The sequence below is a fragment of the Pseudomonas sp. P9_35 genome (genome assembly GCF_034008205.1).
GTDB lineage: Bacteria > Pseudomonadota > Gammaproteobacteria > Pseudomonadales > Pseudomonadaceae > Aquipseudomonas > Aquipseudomonas kilonensis.
Window position 1 is genome coordinate 4,718,176 of the sequence record NZ_CP125373.1, and the last position, 16,876, is coordinate 4,735,051.

Consider the following 16,876-nt stretch of genomic DNA (forward strand, 5'->3'; position numbering starts at 1 on the left):
TAGAATTCGCCCCTGCCTTTTGGAGCCACCCATGCTGCCTTTATTACTTGCCTCAAGCTCGGTCTATCGCCGGGAATTGCTTGCCCGCCTGGGACTGCCGTTCGTCTGCTGCTCACCCGACATCGACGAAAGCCATCGCCCCGGCGAGCTCGCCCTTGAACTGGTCAAGCGCCTGGCCCGGGAAAAAGCCCTGGCACTGGCCGACAGCCACCCGGCACACCTGATCATCGGTTCAGACCAGGTCGCCGTGCTCGGCGAACGCATCCTGGGCAAGCCTCACACCTTCGAGAACGCTCGCGAGCAACTGCTGGCTGCCAGCGGTACCAAGGTCACGTTCCTGACCGGCCTGGCACTGCTCAACAGCCAGACCGGCGCCTGCCAGGTCGACTGCATTCCGTTTACCGTCACCATGCGCACCCTGGACCCAGAGCGCGTCGAACGCTACCTGCGGGCCGAGCAGCCTTACGACTGCGCCGGCAGCTTCAAGGCCGAAGGACTTGGCGTGAGCCTGTTCCAGAGCACCGAAGGGCCAGACGCCACCAGCCTGATCGGCCTGCCGCTGATTCGTCTTGTGGATATGTTGCTGGCCGAGGGCGTGCAGATTCCCTGACCTGAGAATCATCCGTGGCGAGGGAGCTTGCTCCCGCTCGGTTGCGCAGCGACCGCAGAAATTTGGGGCCGCTTCGCAGCCCAGCGGGAGCAAGCTCCCTCGCCACAAGGGCCAGCACCAGCCGCCCCCTGCATTGAAGCTCCCAATACGATCAGCGCAACGCAGGCCCCTGGAAGCCCATCCACATCGCCAGATGCTCGGCGATGCTTGCCCCCAGCTTTTTCGAGAAGCGATCGAACGGTGACTCTTCGATCGTGAAGTCCACCAGATCCTTCTGACCAATCACATCCCGCGCCACCGAACTGGCACTGCCCAAGCCGTCGATCAGACCCAGCGGCAACGCCTGCTCCCCCGACCAGACCAGCCCGGAGAACAACTCAGGATGCTCTTTGTCCTTCAGGCGCTCGCCCCGGCCTTTCTTGACGCTGGCAATGAATTGCTTGTGAGTGGTGTCGAGCACGCTCTGCCAAAAAGCGGTTTCTTCAGGCTTTTGCGGCTGGAACGGATCAAGGAAGGATTTATGCTCGCCGGAGGTATACACCCGACGCTCCACGCCCAGCTTCTCCATGGTCCCGACAAAGCCATAGCCGGCCGCTGTCACACCAATGGAGCCCACCAGGCTGGCCTTGTCGGCATAGATCTGGTCCGCCGCACTGGCAATGTAATAGGCACCGGAAGCACCGAGATCGGAAATGACCGCATACACCTTGATATCCGGGTGCAATGCGCGCAACCGCACGATCTCGTCGTAAACGTATCCCGATTGCACCGGGCTACCACCGGGACTGTTGATGCGCAGCACCACGCCCTTGACCTTCGAGTCCTCGAAGGCAGCCCGCAAGCTACCGACAATATTGTCGGCGCTGGCAGGCTCTTTGTCGGCGATCATGCCCTCGATATTGATCAAGGCGGTGTACGCCGAGCCGGCGACAGCGCCTTTCTCCATGTCCATCAGCGGCGTGAACAACGCCAATGCAACAAAGAGATAAGTAAAGGTCAGCAACTTGAAGAAAATACCCCAGCGACGGGAGCGACGCTGTTCCTGCACGCTGGCGAGCAAGGTTTTCTCCAACAGCTTCCAGCTTTTGTCATCCCCGCTCTCGGCGCTCGCCTTGACAGGTGCTTTCCATTCATCGGTCATGCGCGAATCCCCAGCAAAACTTAAAGAGCCCGCTGGCTCAGCCAGGCGTGCAACTCAGGAAAATGATCAATGGCCAGTCGCGGCTCGAATGCCCGTAGCGCCTCGATCGGTTGAGCGCCGTAGCTGACCGCCACCGACCCCATGCCGGCGTTGTGCGCCATCTGCAGGTCGAATGACGAATCCCCCACCATCAGCGCCTGCTCCGGTCGCACGTTGCAGTGCGCCAGGATCTGCTCGAGCATCAACGGGTGCGGCTTGCTGGCGGTTTCGTCCGCAGCACGGGTGATATCGAAATAATCCTCCCAACCATGGGACTTGAGCACTCGATCCAGCCCGCGACGAGCCTTGCCGGTCGCGACAGCCAGGTGATAGCCCTCGGTACGCAGAGCCTCCAGCGTACCCGCCACGCCATCGAACAACGGTGAAGGCTCGGCGTCCAGCGCGATGTAGTGATCAGCGTAATGCTGGCGAAAAACCACCAGCTCATTGTCGTCAATTTCCGGATACAGGCTGCGAATGGCTTCTGGCAACCCGAGACCGATGATGCCCTTCACTGCCAAGTCGTCGCACCGGGCAAACGCCATGCGGTCCGAGGCGACATGCATCGCCTCCACGATCCGACCAATGGAGTTGGCCAGAGTGCCATCCCAATCGAAAATCAGCAGCTTGTAGTCAGGATGCACTCAACCGCTCCACGGTCTTGGCCCACATGTCATCCACCGGGGCCTGCAATTTCAGCTCGCCACCATCGGGCAGTGGCACAGTCAGCATGTAAGCATGGAGAAACAGGCGCTTGCCGCCCAGATCGCGGATTTCCTTGGTGAAATCGTCATCGCCGTATTTGCTGTCGCCGGCAATGCAATGCCCGGCATGCAAGGTGTGGACACGGATCTGGTGAGTACGCCCGGTCACGGGCTTGGCCTCGATCAGGGTGGCGAAGTCGTCGAAGCGGCGCAGCACCTTGAACACCGTCAGCGCCTCCTTGCCCTCCTCGTTGACTTCGACCATGCGTTCGCCGGAACGCAGGTTGCTCTTGAGCAACGGCGCACGGACTTGCTTGATGGAGGTTTCCCAGCGGCCACGCACCAGCGCCATGTAGCGCTTATCGATGCCGTCGCCGCGCAATTGCTCGTGCAGGTGGCGCAACATGCTGCGTTTCTTGGCGATCATCAGCAGGCCGGAGGTGTCGCGGTCGAGGCGATGGACCAGCTCCAGCTCCTTGGCGTCCGGACGCAACTGACGAAAGGCTTCGATCACACCGAAATTCAGGCCACTGCCGCCGTGAACCGCAATGCCCGCGGGCTTGTTGATCACGATCAGGGCTTTGTCTTCATAGATAATCGAGGCTTCAAGGCGTTGCAGCAGCCCCTGGGCCAGGGGCACCGGCTCATCGCGCTCGGGCACGCGAACCGGCGGCACGCGCACGATGTCACCGGCCTGGAGCTTGTACTCGGGCTTGATCCGACCTTTATTCACCCGCACTTCGCCTTTGCGCAAAATGCGGTAGATCAAGGTCTTGGGCACGCCTTTGAGCCGGGCCAGCAGGAAGTTATCGATTCGTTGGCCGGCATATTCCGGCGAGACCTCGAGCAGTTGAACGCCAGGGGTCGAAGGGGCAGTAGTTGTCATGGCGGCGATCATAACAATTTTTTATGGAATTGAAGCACTTAATCATTGCTGCTATAGTCGCGAACGCCGCCAAAAGTGGCTGGCCAGTGGACTAACGGTCAAAAACCGGCCCTGACCAACGCAATTCACGAGGACGAGAGGCCGTCCTACGGGGCTTTCGCTACGTAACGGTAGAGTTTTCAGGTGTAACGAGCGCAGGTGACATGAGGCCTGAAATACGCCGCAAAGCAGAGTTTTGACTCGCCTTGCGCGCCACATTCACGGCCAGTTCACAAAGTGCAGTCAGCTGCGGACGACCCCGAGCGAATGCTTCGGAAACAACGCCTAAATTAGCCATGATGCGTGACCTCCCCTTCCGGAGCTCACGGTAAATGCCAACCCGCTGCGGATTCTGCGCGCGGCAGCACCCGAATTATCAGGGATACGTGTAGGGTGGAGATGTACAACCGTCGGACTGTGTAGCACTAGGCTTATATTTAGACGCTTCATCTCGTCCACAGGCGCCGGTTGATTCCTCCTCCTGACTGAGTGCTTGAGTACCAGCAAGCAGGACGCGTCCGTCGCGACTTCGCCATCATTGGGTCGAACTCGCTGGACACTGGAGTGGCCTTGCCATCTCCAGGACGCACCTGACACCGACCGTGAGAAGTCGTGTGTGCCGAACGCCGTTTCCGGCAGCCCGGAAACCGACGGTACTACATGAAAAGAATGCTGATTAACGCAACTCAACCCGAAGAGTTGCGTGTTGCACTGGTAGACGGCCAGCGCCTCTACGACCTGGATATCGAATCCGGTGCACGCGAGCAGAAGAAGGCCAACATCTATAAAGGCCGGATTACTCGCATCGAACCAAGCCTTGAGGCTGCCTTTGTCGATTTCGGCTCCGAGCGCCACGGCTTCCTGCCCCTCAAAGAAATCTCCCGCGAATACTTCAAGAAGGCCCCTGAAGGCCGCGTCAACATCAAGGACGTCCTGAGCGAAGGCCAGGAAGTCATCGTTCAGGTCGAAAAAGAAGAACGTGGCAACAAGGGCGCCGCCCTGACCACTTTCATCAGCCTGGCCGGCCGTTACCTGGTCCTGATGCCGAACAACCCTCGCGCCGGTGGCATCTCCCGCCGCATCGAAGGCGAAGAGCGCAACGAACTGCGTGAAGCCCTGAACGGCCTGGTTGCCCCGGCTGACATGGGCCTGATCGTGCGCACTGCCGGCCTGGGCCGCAGCAGCGAAGAAATGCAGTGGGACCTCGACTACCTGCTGCAACTGTGGACCGCCATCAAAGAAGCCTCGCTGGATCGCTCCGCGCCGTTCCTGATCTACCAGGAAAGCAACGTGATCATCCGCGCCATCCGCGATTACCTGCGCCAGGACATCGGCGAAGTGCTGATCGACAGCGTCGAAGCCCAGGACGAAGCCCTGACCTTCATTCGCCAGGTGATGCCGCAGTACGCCAGCAAGATCAAGCTCTACGAAGACAGCGTTCCGCTGTTCAACCGTTTCCAGATCGAAAGCCAGATCGAGACCGCCTTCCAGCGCGTCGTCGAACTGCCGTCCGGCGGCTCCATCGTCATCGACCCGACCGAAGCCCTGGTGTCCATCGACATCAACTCGGCCCGCGCCACCAAAGGCAGCGACATCGAAGAAACCGCCCTGCAGACCAACCTTGAAGCGGCCGAAGAAATTGCCCGTCAGTTGCGCTTGCGCGACATCGGCGGCCTGATCGTCATCGACTTCATCGACATGACGCCGGCCAAGAACCAGCGCGCCGTGGAAGAAAAGGTCCGTGAATGCCTGGAAGCCGACCGTGCCCGCGTACAGGTCGGTCGCATCTCGCGCTTCGGCCTGCTGGAAATGTCCCGTCAGCGCCTGCGTCCATCCCTGGGCGAAAGCAGCGGCATCGTGTGCCCGCGTTGCAACGGCACTGGCATCATCCGTGACGTCGAGTCGCTGTCCCTGGCGATCCTGCGCCTGATCGAAGAAGAAGCCCTGAAAGACCGCACCGCCGAAGTTCGCGCCCAGGTGCCGATCCCGGTGGCCGCGTTCTTGCTCAACGAAAAACGCAACTCGATCACCAAGATCGAACTGCGCACCCGTGCCCGTATCGTCATCCTGCCGAACGATCACCTCGAGACGCCGCACTTCGAAGTGCAGCGCCTGCGCGATGACAGCCCGGAAGCCCACACCAACCAGTCCAGCTACGAAATCGCTGCTGCCGCTGCCGAAGTGGAAGAAGTCCAGCCGGCCGCCGCCGCCACTCGTACCCTGGTTCGCCAGGAAGCCGCGGTCAAGACCGCTCCGGCCCGCGCCAACGCTCCGGTTCCGACCGAAGTGGCCGCTCCGGTTGCCGCCCCGGCCGCTGCACCAGAGCCAAGCCTGTTCAAAGGCCTGGTGAAGTCGCTGGTCAGCCTGTTCGCCACCAAGGAAGAACCTGCTGCCCCGGCCGTCGTCGCCAAGCCTGCCACGACCGAGCGCCCTGCCCGCAACGAAGAACGTCGTAACGGTCGCCAGCAGACCCGCAACCGCAACGGTCGTCGCGACGAAGAACGCAAGCCTCGCGAAGAACGTGCACCGCGTGAAGAACGTGCGCCACGTGAGCCGCGTGAAGAGCGTCAGCCGCGCGAAGCCCGTGAGGAAGCGCCAGCCGTAGCCCGCGAAGAACGTGCACCACGTCCGCCGCGTGAAGAACGTCAGCCGCGCGCACCGCGTGAAGATCGCAAGCCACGTGGCGAGCGTGAAGAACGTGTTCGCGAACTGCGCGAGCCACTGGATGCCGCCCCGGCTGCTGCCGCCACCGCCACTGCCACTGCCACCGCTGAAGAGCGTCCGGCCCGCCAGCCTCGTGAAGAACGTGCACCGCGTCCGCCACGTGAAGAGCGCCAGCCACGCGCCGAGCAGGCAGCCGCCGCTGCCAGCGAAGAAGAAGTGCTGAGCACCGAAGAGCAGTTGCAGGAAGACGGCCAGGACACCGCCGAAGGCGATCGTCCACGCCGCCGCTCCCGTGGCCAGCGTCGTCGCAGCAACCGTCGTGAGCGTCAGCGCGACGCCAACGGCAACGTGATCGAAGGTTCGGAAGAGTCCGAGTCCACCGAGAACGCCGAAGCGCCAAGCGCTGCGGACCTGGCCGCCGGCCTGGCCGTGACTGCGGCCGTTGCCAGCAGCGCAATCAGCGCCCCGGCCGAAGCCCAGGCTCACGAACAAGCCGAACGCGCTACCGCGGCGGTGGAAAGCGCGCCGGTTGAAGCGCCTGTGGTCGAAGCCACTACCCCGGTAGAAGCCACTGCTTCGCCAGAAGTGGAAGTCGCCCCAGCCCGTGAAGCCCAGGTTGCTGAAACTGAAGTGGTCGCCGAGCCTGCACCGGTCGTCGAGCAGCCAGTGGTAGCCGCTGAGCCGGCCTTCGAAGCACCGACCGAGGAAAAGGCCCCAGAGCCTGCCCGCGAGGAGCAGACTGCGTTCAACTGGACCGCCGAGCCAGCTGCACCGGCACCTGTTGTCGAGCCAGAACCGACACCAGAGCCCGTGAAAGCGGTCGAGCCTGAAGTGGTCGAGCCTGCTCCAGTGGTCGAGGCACCCGTGGTTGTCGAAGTACCTGCCCAGGTTGAAGAGCCAGAACCTGCCAGCGCCTTGACCGCGAATGGCCGCGCGCCGAACGATCCGCGTGAAGTGCGTCGTCGCAAGCGTGAAGCCGAGCGTCTGCAGAAGGAAGCCGAACAAGCTGCCGCTCAAGCGCCTGCTGCCGAGCCAGCTCCAGCCGTGGAAGAAGTCGCCGAGGCAGCCCCTGCCCCGGTCGCCGAGACCCCGACTGAATCGACTCCGACATTCGACGAACCTCAGCACACCGCTGAAGAAGTCGCGCCGCGTCACACTGAAGCCCTGGAAAAAGAGCACGAGCCTAAACCTCACGCCTGATTCCACCGCCCAGTAAAAAGCCCCGCCTGGTCATGCCAGGCGGGGCTTTTTTATGCCTTCATACTTATCCACAGTGGATCTGAGCCCAGGCACAAGACTTATGCCAACTGAAAATCCAATGTGGGAGCCGGGGCCGGACACAAGTCTTATATACACTGAAGATCCAATGTGGAAGCCGAGCTTGCTCGCGATGGCGCCGGATCAGCTTGCATCAATGATGAATGCCAGGCCGCTATCGCGAGCAAGCTCGCTCCCACAGGGCGCCCTGGGTCGGATACAAGATTTATGCACCACCGAAGATCCAATGTGGGAGCCGAGCTTGCTCGTGAAGGCGCCGGGTCAGCTTGCATCAGTGTTGAATGCCAGCTCGCTGCCACAGGGTTCTGCGTCGTTTGTTATTTGAAGGCCAGTGCCTCTGGCACATCGACATCCCACGTCACGCCTGGGTCATCCACCGGAACTTCGACCACTTGCGCGCCGGCAAACAATACCTTGGCCCCTCGATCGCCGGTCAATGCCATCAGTTTCGGCCCAAACCCACGACCGAATCCCACCGGATGCCCGTACTCCCCTGCAAGGACCGGCACGCTGATGCCGTCCGCACGGATCCCCGCCACCACCTGTTCGATGCTCGACGGCAGGATGAAGGGCATGTCGCCCAACACCATCAGCCAGCCATCAAGGTCCGGGCAGGCCTGGACGCCTGCGGCAATGCTGTCGCCCAGGCCGGGCGAGTCCAGTTCCACGAAATCGCAGCCATAGGCCTGGGCCATGCGAATGGCTTGCGGCCGGTCCCTGCTCGTCACCAGCACGCGCTTTTCCAGGGAGGCAGGCAGATTCACCAGCACCTGCTCGATCACCGACCGCACGGCACCGTCACGCCCTGTGCAATCAGCCAGCAATTTATCCTTGTCCGGACCTGCAATACGGCGGAAACGGCTGCCCGATCCGGCCGCCAGAATGATCACGCCAATCGACTCACTCATACGCCCTCCTCGCCCACGGCTTACAGCGACTTTTTCTGCCGCAGTTCAACGCCATTCTTGATGGCCACGATTTCGGCCAGCAGCGACAAGGCGATTTCCGCCGGGGTGTGGCTGCCAATGTGCAAGCCGATGGGTCCATGCAAGCGTTCAATGGCCTCTGCTGACAAGCCTAGCTGAGCCAGGTTATCCCGGCGCTTCTGGCTGTTGACTCGCGAGCCCAGGGCACCGACATAAAAAGCCCTGGAGTCCAGGGCCGTGAGCAGCGCCATGTCGTCCAGGCGTGGGTCATGGGTCAAGGCCACAATGGCGGTGCGCTCGTCGGTCTGGATGCTCAGCACCGCTTCGTCGGGCATCCCCGAGACGAAGCGGCCATGCTGCTCTTCCCAACCGTAGACAAACTCCTTGCGCGGATCGCAGATCAACACTTCGAAATCCAGCAACCGGGCCATTTCCGCCACGTAGCGCGACAGTTGCCCGGCGCCGATCAGCAGCAGCCGCCAACGTGGACCGTATATGGCCCGCAGGACCTGCCCATCGAACACCAGGGCGTCGGTCTTGCTGGCGGGGGTCAGGACCACGTTGCCGCTGGTCACCGTTAGCTCACGGGCAACAATCTCATGGGCTTCGCAACGTTCCAGCAATTGCGCAACCCAGTGTGGATCGCCCACCCGCTCTTCGGTCAGGCGCAGGGTGCCGCCGCACGGCAGGCCGAAGCGCGCCGCTTCTTCGCGGGTGACGCCATAGGTGATCAGTTGCACCGGCGGACCGTCCGCCGGAATGCGACCGTCGTGCAGCCGGGCGATCAGGTCATCCTCGACACAACCGCCCGACACCGAACCAATCACCACGCCATCTTCGCGCAGGGCCAGCATCGCCCCCGGCGGCCTTGGCGCTGTGCCCCAGGTCTGGACCACAGTGAACAGCACCACCCGCTGCCCGGCGCGGCGCCACTCGAGCACGCTGCGCAGGACGTTCAGATCAACGCTGTCCATCAGGCCTTCGCCTGCTGCCAGCCCTGCAGCTGATAGCGCACAGGCAGGCTACGAATACGCTTGCCAGTGGCGGCGAAAATCGCGTTGCACAGCGCAGGCGCAATCGGCGGCACGCCCGGCTCGCCGACACCGCCCAACGGCACCTCACCCGGCGGCGTGACCAGATGCACCGCCACTTCCTTGGGCGCCAGGGACATGCGCGCCACTTCGTACATATGGAAATTGTCCTGCTGCACCTTGCCGTCCTTGAAGCTGATTTCGCCTACCATGGCATTGCCCAGGCCCATGACGCAGGCGCCCTCGAACTGGGAACGGATGCGCTCTGGGTTGATCTGCGGACCGCAATCCACGGCGATGTCCGCCTTGTGCACGATCACCGTGCCGTCGTCCTTGACCTCCACTTCGATCACCGCCGCCACGTAAGTGACGAAGCTGTAGTGCACCGCCAACCCCAGGCCACGGCCCTTGGGCAGCTCCCGCCCCCAACCGGCGGCCTTGGCAGCGGTTTCCAGCACCGTGCGAATCCGCGCGGTATCAATCGGATAACGCTCGGGGGATTCGCCATAGTTCCATTCTTCGCTCAAGGTACGCGGATCGATCTTACGGTCCGGCCCGAGCAATTTGACCTGGTACTTCAGCGGATCCTGGCCGGCCTTGTGGGCCAATTCGTCGATGAAACTCTGGATCGCGAAACCATGGGGGATGTTCGACACCGAGCGATACCAGCCCACCCGGGCATGGGCCACCGCTTCGGGATTCTCCAGGCGCAGGTTCGGGATGGCGTAGGCCATGTTGGTCACGCCCATGCCTATTTCGAACGGCGCCTCGTGGGTCATGCCCGGCGCAAACAGTGCGGTGATGCTCGGCGCTACGGTGCGGTGCAACCAGCCGGACGGCATACCGTCCTGGTTCAGGCCGGCCTTGAGGTATTCGGCCGATACCGTGTGGAAATACGAGTGATGGATGTCGTCCTCGCGGGTCCATTGCACCCGTACTGCCTGGCCGGGAAACTCCTTGGCGAGCACGGCCGCTTCGACGACAAAATCGGGTTTTGACTTGCGTCCGAAACCGCCGCCCAGCAACGTGATGTTCACCGTGACCTTCTCGAAAGGAATGCCCAGGCGTTCAGCGACACGTTCACGGGTTACCTGCGGGGCCTGGCTCGGTGCCCAGGCCTCGCATTGGCCGTCCTTGAACCGGGCAACGGCAACCATCGGTTCCATCGGTGATTGGGACAGGTGCGGCAGGTAATACGATGCTTCCAACGTCGAATCAGCCTTGGCCAGAGCGTCGTCGAGATCGCCGCTGCTGCGCACGACTTTTCCGGGCTTGAGGGCCGCCGCTTCCAACTCCTTGCGATAGGCAATGGAGTCATAACCGGCATTCGGGCCGTCGTCCCATTGGATTTTCAGTGCTTCGCGGCCCTTGATCGCCGCCCAGGTGTTCTTCGCCACCACCGCCACGCCGCCCAACGGCTGGAATTCCGAGGGCAGCGGGCGCCCTTCGATCTGCACCACCTTGACCACACCCGGTACTTTCAGCGCCGCGCTGCTGTCCACGCTCTTGACCTTGCCACCATAGACCGGCGGACGCGCGATGACGGCATAGAGCATGCCGTCGAAATGCACATCAGCACCAAACACAGCACGGCCATTGACGACGTCCGCGCCATCGATGGCCCGGCTCGCCTCCTTGCCGATGTAGCGGAACTCCGATGGCGACTTGAGGCGCAGGCTGTCACGCCCCGGTACCGGCAAGGCACTGGCAGCAGCGGCCAATTCGCCATAGCCCAGTTCACGCCCCGAAGGCTGGTGCAGCACTTTGTGCAGTTGGGCATGGCATTCACTCACTGGCACCTTCCACTGCGCAGCGGCGGCCAGTTCCAGCATGGTCCGCGCAGCGGCACCGCAACGGCGCATCGGCTCGTACCAATGACGCATGCTGCGCGAGCCGTCGGTGTCCTGGTTGCCGAAGCGCGCCTCATCGGCCGGCGCCTGTTGCACCTTCACACGCGCCCAGTCGGCCTCCAGCTCATCGGCCACGACCATGCTCAGGCTGGTGCGCACACCCTGGCCCATTTCCGAACGGTTGCAGATCACGGTCACGCTGCCATCGGCGGCAATGCTGACGTACACCTTCGGGTCGTCGACCGCGCCATGGGGCATGCCCTCGGCACCGAATTTCTTTTCCTCGGCAAAGGCCTCCGGCAGGCCCCACGTGGCCGCCAGCACCAGCACACCGGTGGCACTCGCGCCTTTGAGGAAGCCGCGACGGCTGAGGTTGCTCAGGACAAAATCATTGGGCAAGCGGCTCATGCCTTGGCCTCCTTCAGGTGAGTGGAGGCCTGGCGAATCGCGGTCTTGATCCGGTTGTAGGTGCCGCAACGGCAGATGTTGCCGACCATGGCTTCTTCGATCTGCTCATCACTCGGGTTGGGGTTGGTCTTGAGCAAGGCGGTCGCCGACATGATCTGCCCGCCCTGGCAGTAACCGCACTGGGCCACCGCCGTGTCGAGCCAGGCCTTCTGGACGATTTGCCCAACCGGATCGACATGAAGTTCGTCGATGGTGCTGACATTTTGCCCATTCACAGAACCGATTGGCGTAATGCAACTGCGCGCCGGGGCGCCGTCGATGTGGATGGTGCAGGCGCCACACAGGCCCATGCCGCAGCCGAATTTGGTGCCGTTGTAACCGGCCACATCCCGGATAGCCCACAGCAGCGGCATGTCCTCGGTCACATCCAGTTGATGGTCTTTTCCATTGAGTTTCAGGGTAATCATGGGCACGCCCGCATAGTGATCGAGTTATGGGGTCGAGCAATCTGCCGCCGGGTTGACGGTTCGGTTGTCGCAGACTGGCTCAGGCTGATCGGGCTCTCTTATGCCGGCGCACGCAGGCGTCTGCATCGGGCCTTTAGGATGCAATGGTCGCATCGTTAGGAAGCTAAATTAACCCAGGATCACGCAAAACGCCCTGCACAATCCTGCACAAATGCTTGTGTGCAGGGTGTGCAGGGCGTTTTTTCAGACGCTTGCGTGAAAGTCGCTCAGTACCGATTGGGTTCCATTTCCAGCTCGACCTGGAAACGCTCGGCAATGTCTTTCTGGATGCGCAGGGCCAGGTCCAGAAGTTGCGGGCCCGTGGCGTTGCCGTAGTTGACCAGCACCAACGCCTGCAACTTGTGCACCCCGGCATCACCTTCGCGAAAGCCCTTCCAGCCGGCGCGCTCGATCAGCCAGCCGGCAGCGATTTTCATCTGCCCTTCAGGCTGTGGATAAGCCACCAGGTCAGGGTATTGCAGCTTGAGGTGTGCTACGTGCGCGGCCGGCACCAGCGGGTTCTTGAAGAAGCTGCCGGCATTGCCCAGCACGGCCGGGTCCGGGAGTTTCTCGCTGCGGATGCTGCAAATGGCCCGGCTCACATCGGTGGGTGTCGCCTGCTCGATGCCCTGCTCGGTCAACCGCTGGCGAACCGGACCGTACTCCAGATGCAAGTGTGCGGCGCGGCTGAGGGCGAAGCGCACCCGCAGGATCAACCAGCGACCTGCTTGCTGTTTGAACAGGCTGTCGCGATAAGCGAACCGACAGTCTTCAAGGCTGAAATCGCGCAGCTCACCGGTCTGGCGATCCAGCGCGGTGAGGCCGGCGAAGACGTCCTTGATCTCCACACCGTAGGCGCCGATGTTTTGCATCGGTGCCGCGCCCACAGTGCCGGGGATCAGGCTGAGGTTCTCCAACCCGGACCAGCCCTGCGCCAGCGTGTGCTGGACGAACGGGTGCCACGGCTCCCCTGCTTCGGCTTCGACCACTACGCGTTCGCCGTCATCGCTGAGCAAGCGAATACCGTGGCTGGCCATGCGCAGCACCAGCGCGTCGATGTCGCCGGTCAGCAGCAGGTTGCTGCCGCCGCCGATTACCAACAATGGCACGGCATGTTCGGTGGCATACGCCAACGCCTCGCGAACATCACCATCGCTACGGGCTTCGGCGAACAACCGGGCAGTGACGTCCACACCGAAACTGTTGAAGGACTTGAGGCTGACGCCCGCCCGAACCTGCAAGGTCATAACCGCCCCTTCAATTCGATCACCAGGCGATCGGTAGCGCGTTCGATCAAGTCCAGCACTTGCTCGAAGCCTTGTTCGCCGTCGTAGTACGGGTCCGGCACATCGTCGAGCTCGGCTTCGTAGCGCCGCAGGAACAGGTCCAGCTCGGCCCTGCCATTGGCCGGTTGCAGGGCCTTGAGGTTGCGCAGGTTGCTGCTGTCCATCGCTAGGATCAGGTCATAGGCAGCGAAATCAGCGCGGGTCACCTGTTGCGCACGCTGGGCCGACAAGTCGTAGCCACGCTTCAGGGCCGCCGCCTGGCTGCGCTTGTCCGGGGCCTTGCCGACGTGCCAGTCACCGGTGCCGGCGGAAGCGACTTCCACCTGCCCGGCCAGCCCGGCCTCACGCAACTTGTGGCGCAGGATACCTTCGGCGGTGGGCGAGCGGCAGATGTTGCCGAGGCAGACAAACAGGACCCGCATCAAGCCTCCAGCAGGCGACGAACGCGCTCGAGGTCTTCGGCGGTGTCGACACCGGTCGGCGGGGCGATCAGCGCATCGGCGACGTGGATCCGCACGCCGTGCCACAGGGCCCGCAACTGTTCCAGGGCTTCAGTGTTTTCCAGCCAGCACGGGCCCCAGGCGACGAAGTCCTGGAGGAAGCCGGCGCGGTAGGCATAGATGCCGATGTGGCGGCGGTATGGCACGCCTTCCGGCATCACGTCACGGCTTTGGGCGAATGCGTCCCGCGCCCAGGGCAACGTCGCGCGGCTGAAGGTCAACGCCAGGCCATTGAGGTCACTGACCACCTTGACCACGTTGGGGTTGAACAGGGTCTGCACATCCTCGATAGGCTCGGCCAGGGTGGCCATGCGCGCCTCGGTGTGGGCCGCGAGGTTGGCGGCGACCTGATCGATCACGCTCGGCGGGATCAACGGCTCGTCACCTTGCACATTGACCACGATAGCGTCGGCGGCAAGACCGAGTTTCGCCGCGACCTCAGCCAGGCGGTCAGTGCCGGAATTATGGTCTTCACGAGTCAGCACGACTTCGGCGCCAAAGCCTTTGCAGGCCTCGACGATGCGCGCATCGTCAGTCGCCACCACCACACGCTGGGCGCTGCTTTTGCAGGCCTGCTCCCAGACATGCTGGATCATCGGCTTGCCAGCAATCGACAGCAACGGCTTGCCGGGCAGGCGCGTCGAAGCGAAACGCGACGGAATGACAACGGTAAAGGCTGCGGTCATTTATCCAGGCGCTCGTCGGTGGTCAGGGTGCGAGCTTCGCTTTCGAGCATCACCGGGATGCCGTCGCGAATCGGGTAAGCCAGGCCGGCACCCTTGCTGATCAGCTCGGTCTTGTCGGCGCTGAGCTTGAGCGGGCCTTTGCAGATCGGGCAGGCCAGAATATCGAGCAATTTGGTGTCCATGGAATTCCCCTGGATAAAAGGTTTTAAGGCAAAAGCCGATCCGGCAACAGGCGCATCAACTGCGTATCGAACCAGGCCGCGAAGGCCGGCGACGGCGCGGCGTCTACCGCCAGGTACCACCAGTCGGGTGCGGCGAAGGCACGGCATTTGACTGCGTCCTTTTCCGTCATGACCACCGGCAGCGATGGCGTGAAATTCAAGGCCTGGGCGTTGTATGCGGCGTGGTCGGCAAACCCATGCGGTATTGGCCGCCAGTGTAGCGTTTCGAGGGTCTTGAAGAAACGCTGGGGATTGCCGATTCCGGCCACGGCATGCAGGGCCTGGCCGGGTGGAAAATGCTCAAGGGAGCACCGCTCGCCGCTGGCCAGGTTCACCAGCGCGGTGGGGCGCAATTGGAAGGCGAAACCGTCTTCGCGGTCGGCACTGGCGCCGTTGTACAGCACGGCGTCGACCGATTGCAGGCGCTCGACCGGCTCGCGCAATGGCCCTGCAGGCAGGCAACGGCGGTTGCCCAGGCCACGGGCGTTGTCGATCAACACCAGCTCGAGGTCGCGGGCCATCCGATAATGCTGCATGCCGTCGTCGGACAGGATCAGGTCCAGCGGCTCGGCCTCCAGCAGCGCCTGGATCGCGCGACTGCGATCAGGGTCGATCATCAACGGCACACCGGTGCGCTGGACGATCAACAGCGGTTCATCACCAGCGACGTCGGCGCCCTGCTCGGCCGTTACCCGCCAAGGCAGTTGCGGCGGCTTGGCGCCGTAACCCCGGCTGACCACCCCGACCCGCAGGCCACTGCGCTGGCAGTGCTGGATCATCCACAGGATCAACGGCGTCTTGCCGGTGCCGCCAACCGTGATATTGCCGACCACGACCAACGGCACGGGAGGCTGGTAGATCTGGCCTTCACCCGCCAGGAAACGCTCGCGCTTGCCCACCACCACCCGGCGGTACAACCACTCCAGCGGCCGTAGCAAGGTCAGCGCCGGGTGACCTTCATACCACGCGGCAAGCAATCGATCGGACATGGCCATCAGGGTGCGGGGGCCGCCTCGACCGTGGTCATGCGCAGATGGCTGAAACCGAGCTTGCCGGCCGCGTCCATGGCGGTGATCACTGATTGATGAGGGGTCTTGCCGTCGGCGCTGATGGACAGCGGCAGGCTGGTGTCGCCGCCAGACTCTTTCTGCAAGGCATCGATCAGGCTCGCCAGGTCGCTCTTGGGCAGCAATTGGTTGTTCACCGAGAACGCCCCTTCGGCGCTGATGGTGATATCCAGGTTCTTCAGTTGCTGGTCTTCGGCCGGCGAGCCGCTGATGGCCTGCGGCAATTCAACCTTGAGCTGGGTTTCCCGGGTGAACGTAGTGGTCACGACGAAAAACAGCAGCAGGATGAACACCACGTCGATCAGCGACGCGAGGTTGATCTCGATGTTTTCCCGTGGCTTGCGGCGGAATTTCACTTCTTGCCCCCAGCCAGGTCCACGTCACGGTCACCTTGCACCACCTCGACCAGCTTGATCGCTTCCTGCTCCATGCCGACCACCAACTCGTCGACGCGGCGTTGCAGGAACCGATGGAAGAACACGGCCGGAATACCCACCATCAGGCCGGCGGCGGTGGTGATCAATGCCTTGGAAATACCCCCCGCCAGTACTGCGGCGTTAGTGGTCATGCCGGAGCCGGTAAACGCACTGAAGATGTCGATCATGCCCAGCACCGTACCCAGCAGGCCCAGCAGCGGGGACATGGCGGCGATGGTGCCCAGGGTATTGATGTAGCGTTCCAGCTCATGGATGACCCGCGCGGCAGCCTCCTCGATGCACTCCTTCATGATCTCGCGACCATGCTTGGAGTTCGCCAGGCCGGCGGCGAGGACTTCCCCCAAGGGCGAACTGGCTCGCAGCTCCTTGAGCTTGTCCTTGTTCAGCTGCTTGTCCTTGATCCAGACCCAGACCTGCCCGAGCAGATGCTCCGGGGTCACGCGGCTGGCCCGCAGGGTCCACAGGCGTTCGGCAACGATACCCAGTGCCACGATGGAACTCAGAATGATCGGCAACATCATCCAGCCGCCGGATTTGACCAATTCCCACACAGTGACTGCCCCCTCGAAAAAGTGCGCCACTTTATCACACAGACTC

The 16,876-nt window shown here is 62.6% G+C and carries 16 protein-coding genes; 2 read left to right on the forward strand and 14 right to left on the reverse strand.

Features of this window, described 5'->3' with window-relative positions; translation table 11 throughout:
• The first annotated feature begins 31 nt into the window (after nt 1-31).
• A complete protein-coding gene (locus QMK47_RS20745; RefSeq protein WP_258689024.1) occupies nt 32-610 on the forward strand; it encodes a Maf family protein in 579 nt (192 codons plus the stop codon).
• A gap of 151 nt (nt 611-761) precedes the next feature.
• Here the strand turns inward: QMK47_RS20745 and sppA are convergent, their stop codons facing one another.
• Genes sppA through rluC form a run of 3 tightly spaced genes read right to left on the reverse strand, consistent with a single transcriptional unit; the run spans nt 762 to nt 3,380 of the window.
• Nucleotides 762-1,751 carry a signal peptide peptidase SppA gene (gene sppA / locus QMK47_RS20750; protein WP_253476840.1) on the reverse strand — a complete coding sequence of 330 codons (990 nt, stop codon included), beginning with the start codon at nt 1,749-1,751 and terminating at the stop codon, nt 762-764.
• 20 nt (nt 1,752-1,771) lie between these two features.
• Nucleotides 1,772-2,434, reverse strand: a complete 663-nt coding sequence (locus tag QMK47_RS20755; protein ID WP_253476843.1) for an HAD-IA family hydrolase — start codon at nt 2,432-2,434, stop codon at nt 1,772-1,774.
• A complete protein-coding gene (gene rluC / locus QMK47_RS20760; protein ID WP_214509714.1) occupies nt 2,424-3,380 on the reverse strand; it encodes a 23S rRNA pseudouridine(955/2504/2580) synthase RluC in 957 nt (318 codons plus the stop codon). Before rluC ends, QMK47_RS20755 begins: the two co-directional genes overlap by 11 nt.
• Before the next feature lie 699 nt (nt 3,381-4,079).
• On the opposite strand from rluC, the gene rne reads away from it, so the two are divergent.
• Nucleotides 4,080-7,283 carry a ribonuclease E gene (gene rne / locus QMK47_RS20765; RefSeq protein ID WP_320389262.1) on the forward strand — a complete coding sequence of 1,068 codons (3,204 nt, stop codon included), beginning with the start codon at nt 4,080-4,082 and terminating at the stop codon, nt 7,281-7,283.
• Nucleotides 7,284-7,678: 395 nt separating this feature from the next.
• On the opposite strand, the gene QMK47_RS20770 is transcribed toward rne, so the two are convergent.
• From QMK47_RS20770 to QMK47_RS20820, 11 genes are all read right to left on the reverse strand, one after another.
• A complete protein-coding gene (locus QMK47_RS20770; RefSeq protein WP_320389263.1) occupies nt 7,679-8,269 on the reverse strand; it encodes a nucleotidyltransferase family protein in 591 nt (196 codons plus the stop codon).
• Between the two features lie 20 nt (nt 8,270-8,289).
• Entirely contained in the window at nt 8,290-9,261 is a 972-nt protein-coding gene (locus QMK47_RS20775) for an XdhC family protein (RefSeq protein WP_253476861.1), read from the reverse strand.
• Nucleotides 9,261-11,576, reverse strand: a complete 2,316-nt coding sequence (locus QMK47_RS20780) for a xanthine dehydrogenase family protein molybdopterin-binding subunit (RefSeq protein ID WP_320389264.1) — start codon at nt 11,574-11,576, stop codon at nt 9,261-9,263. Before QMK47_RS20780 ends, QMK47_RS20775 begins: the two co-directional genes overlap by 1 nt.
• Nucleotides 11,573-12,043 (reverse strand): (2Fe-2S)-binding protein, encoded by a 471-nt coding sequence (locus QMK47_RS20785; RefSeq protein ID WP_003204280.1) that lies wholly within the window; start codon nt 12,041-12,043, stop codon nt 11,573-11,575. Before QMK47_RS20785 ends, QMK47_RS20780 begins: the two co-directional genes overlap by 4 nt.
• 266 nt (nt 12,044-12,309) lie before the next feature.
• Entirely contained in the window at nt 12,310-13,329 is a 1,020-nt protein-coding gene (gene murB, locus QMK47_RS20790) for a UDP-N-acetylmuramate dehydrogenase (protein WP_320389265.1), read from the reverse strand.
• The gene (locus QMK47_RS20795; RefSeq protein ID WP_014339516.1) at nt 13,326-13,790 is read right to left on the reverse strand and encodes a low molecular weight protein-tyrosine-phosphatase; all 465 of its coding nucleotides are present in this window, start codon (nt 13,788-13,790) and stop codon (nt 13,326-13,328) included. Before QMK47_RS20795 ends, murB begins: the two co-directional genes overlap by 4 nt.
• Nucleotides 13,790-14,554, reverse strand: coding sequence for a 3-deoxy-manno-octulosonate cytidylyltransferase (gene kdsB, locus QMK47_RS20800; RefSeq protein ID WP_053189634.1), 765 nt, complete (start codon nt 14,552-14,554; stop codon nt 13,790-13,792). The genes QMK47_RS20795 and kdsB overlap by 1 nt, the downstream gene beginning before the upstream one ends.
• Nucleotides 14,551-14,736 (reverse strand): Trm112 family protein, encoded by a 186-nt coding sequence (locus QMK47_RS20805; protein ID WP_003174668.1) that lies wholly within the window; start codon nt 14,734-14,736, stop codon nt 14,551-14,553. The genes kdsB and QMK47_RS20805 overlap by 4 nt, the downstream gene beginning before the upstream one ends.
• Before the next feature lie 23 nt (nt 14,737-14,759).
• On the reverse strand, nt 14,760-15,770 hold the full coding sequence (gene lpxK / locus QMK47_RS20810) for a tetraacyldisaccharide 4'-kinase (protein WP_258689035.1): 1,011 nt from the start codon (nt 15,768-15,770) through the stop codon (nt 14,760-14,762).
• On the reverse strand, nt 15,770-16,198 hold the full coding sequence (locus QMK47_RS20815; RefSeq protein WP_214509707.1) for an ExbD/TolR family protein: 429 nt from the start codon (nt 16,196-16,198) through the stop codon (nt 15,770-15,772). The genes lpxK and QMK47_RS20815 overlap by 1 nt, the downstream gene beginning before the upstream one ends.
• Entirely contained in the window at nt 16,195-16,830 is a 636-nt protein-coding gene (locus QMK47_RS20820; protein WP_170845976.1) for a MotA/TolQ/ExbB proton channel family protein, read from the reverse strand. Before QMK47_RS20820 ends, QMK47_RS20815 begins: the two co-directional genes overlap by 4 nt.
• Between the last annotated feature and the right edge of the window lie 46 nt (nt 16,831-16,876).

Bases quoted from the DNA above. Each gene is read 5' to 3' on its own strand.
- QMK47_RS20745 (WP_258689024.1), top strand. From the start codon at position 32: ATGCTGCCTTTATTACTTGCCTCAAGCTCGGTCTATCGCCGGGAATTG.
- sppA (WP_253476840.1), bottom strand. From the start codon at position 1,751: ATGACCGATGAATGGAAAGCACCTGTCAAGGCGAGCGCCGAGAGCGGG.
- rluC (WP_214509714.1), bottom strand. From the start codon at position 3,380: ATGACAACTACTGCCCCTTCGACCCCTGGCGTTCAACTGCTCGAGGTC.
- rne (WP_320389262.1), top strand. From the start codon at position 4,080: ATGAAAAGAATGCTGATTAACGCAACTCAACCCGAAGAGTTGCGTGTT.
- QMK47_RS20770 (WP_320389263.1), bottom strand. From the start codon at position 8,269: ATGAGTGAGTCGATTGGCGTGATCATTCTGGCGGCCGGATCGGGCAGC.
- QMK47_RS20775 (WP_253476861.1), bottom strand. From the start codon at position 9,261: ATGGACAGCGTTGATCTGAACGTCCTGCGCAGCGTGCTCGAGTGGCGC.
- QMK47_RS20780 (WP_320389264.1), bottom strand. From the start codon at position 11,576: ATGAGCCGCTTGCCCAATGATTTTGTCCTGAGCAACCTCAGCCGTCGC.
- QMK47_RS20785 (WP_003204280.1), bottom strand. From the start codon at position 12,043: ATGATTACCCTGAAACTCAATGGAAAAGACCATCAACTGGATGTGACC.
- murB (WP_320389265.1), bottom strand. From the start codon at position 13,329: ATGACCTTGCAGGTTCGGGCGGGCGTCAGCCTCAAGTCCTTCAACAGT.
- QMK47_RS20795 (WP_014339516.1), bottom strand. From the start codon at position 13,790: ATGCGGGTCCTGTTTGTCTGCCTCGGCAACATCTGCCGCTCGCCCACC.
- kdsB (WP_053189634.1), bottom strand. From the start codon at position 14,554: ATGACCGCAGCCTTTACCGTTGTCATTCCGTCGCGTTTCGCTTCGACG.
- QMK47_RS20805 (WP_003174668.1), bottom strand. From the start codon at position 14,736: ATGGACACCAAATTGCTCGATATTCTGGCCTGCCCGATCTGCAAAGGC.
- lpxK (WP_258689035.1), bottom strand. From the start codon at position 15,770: ATGGCCATGTCCGATCGATTGCTTGCCGCGTGGTATGAAGGTCACCCG.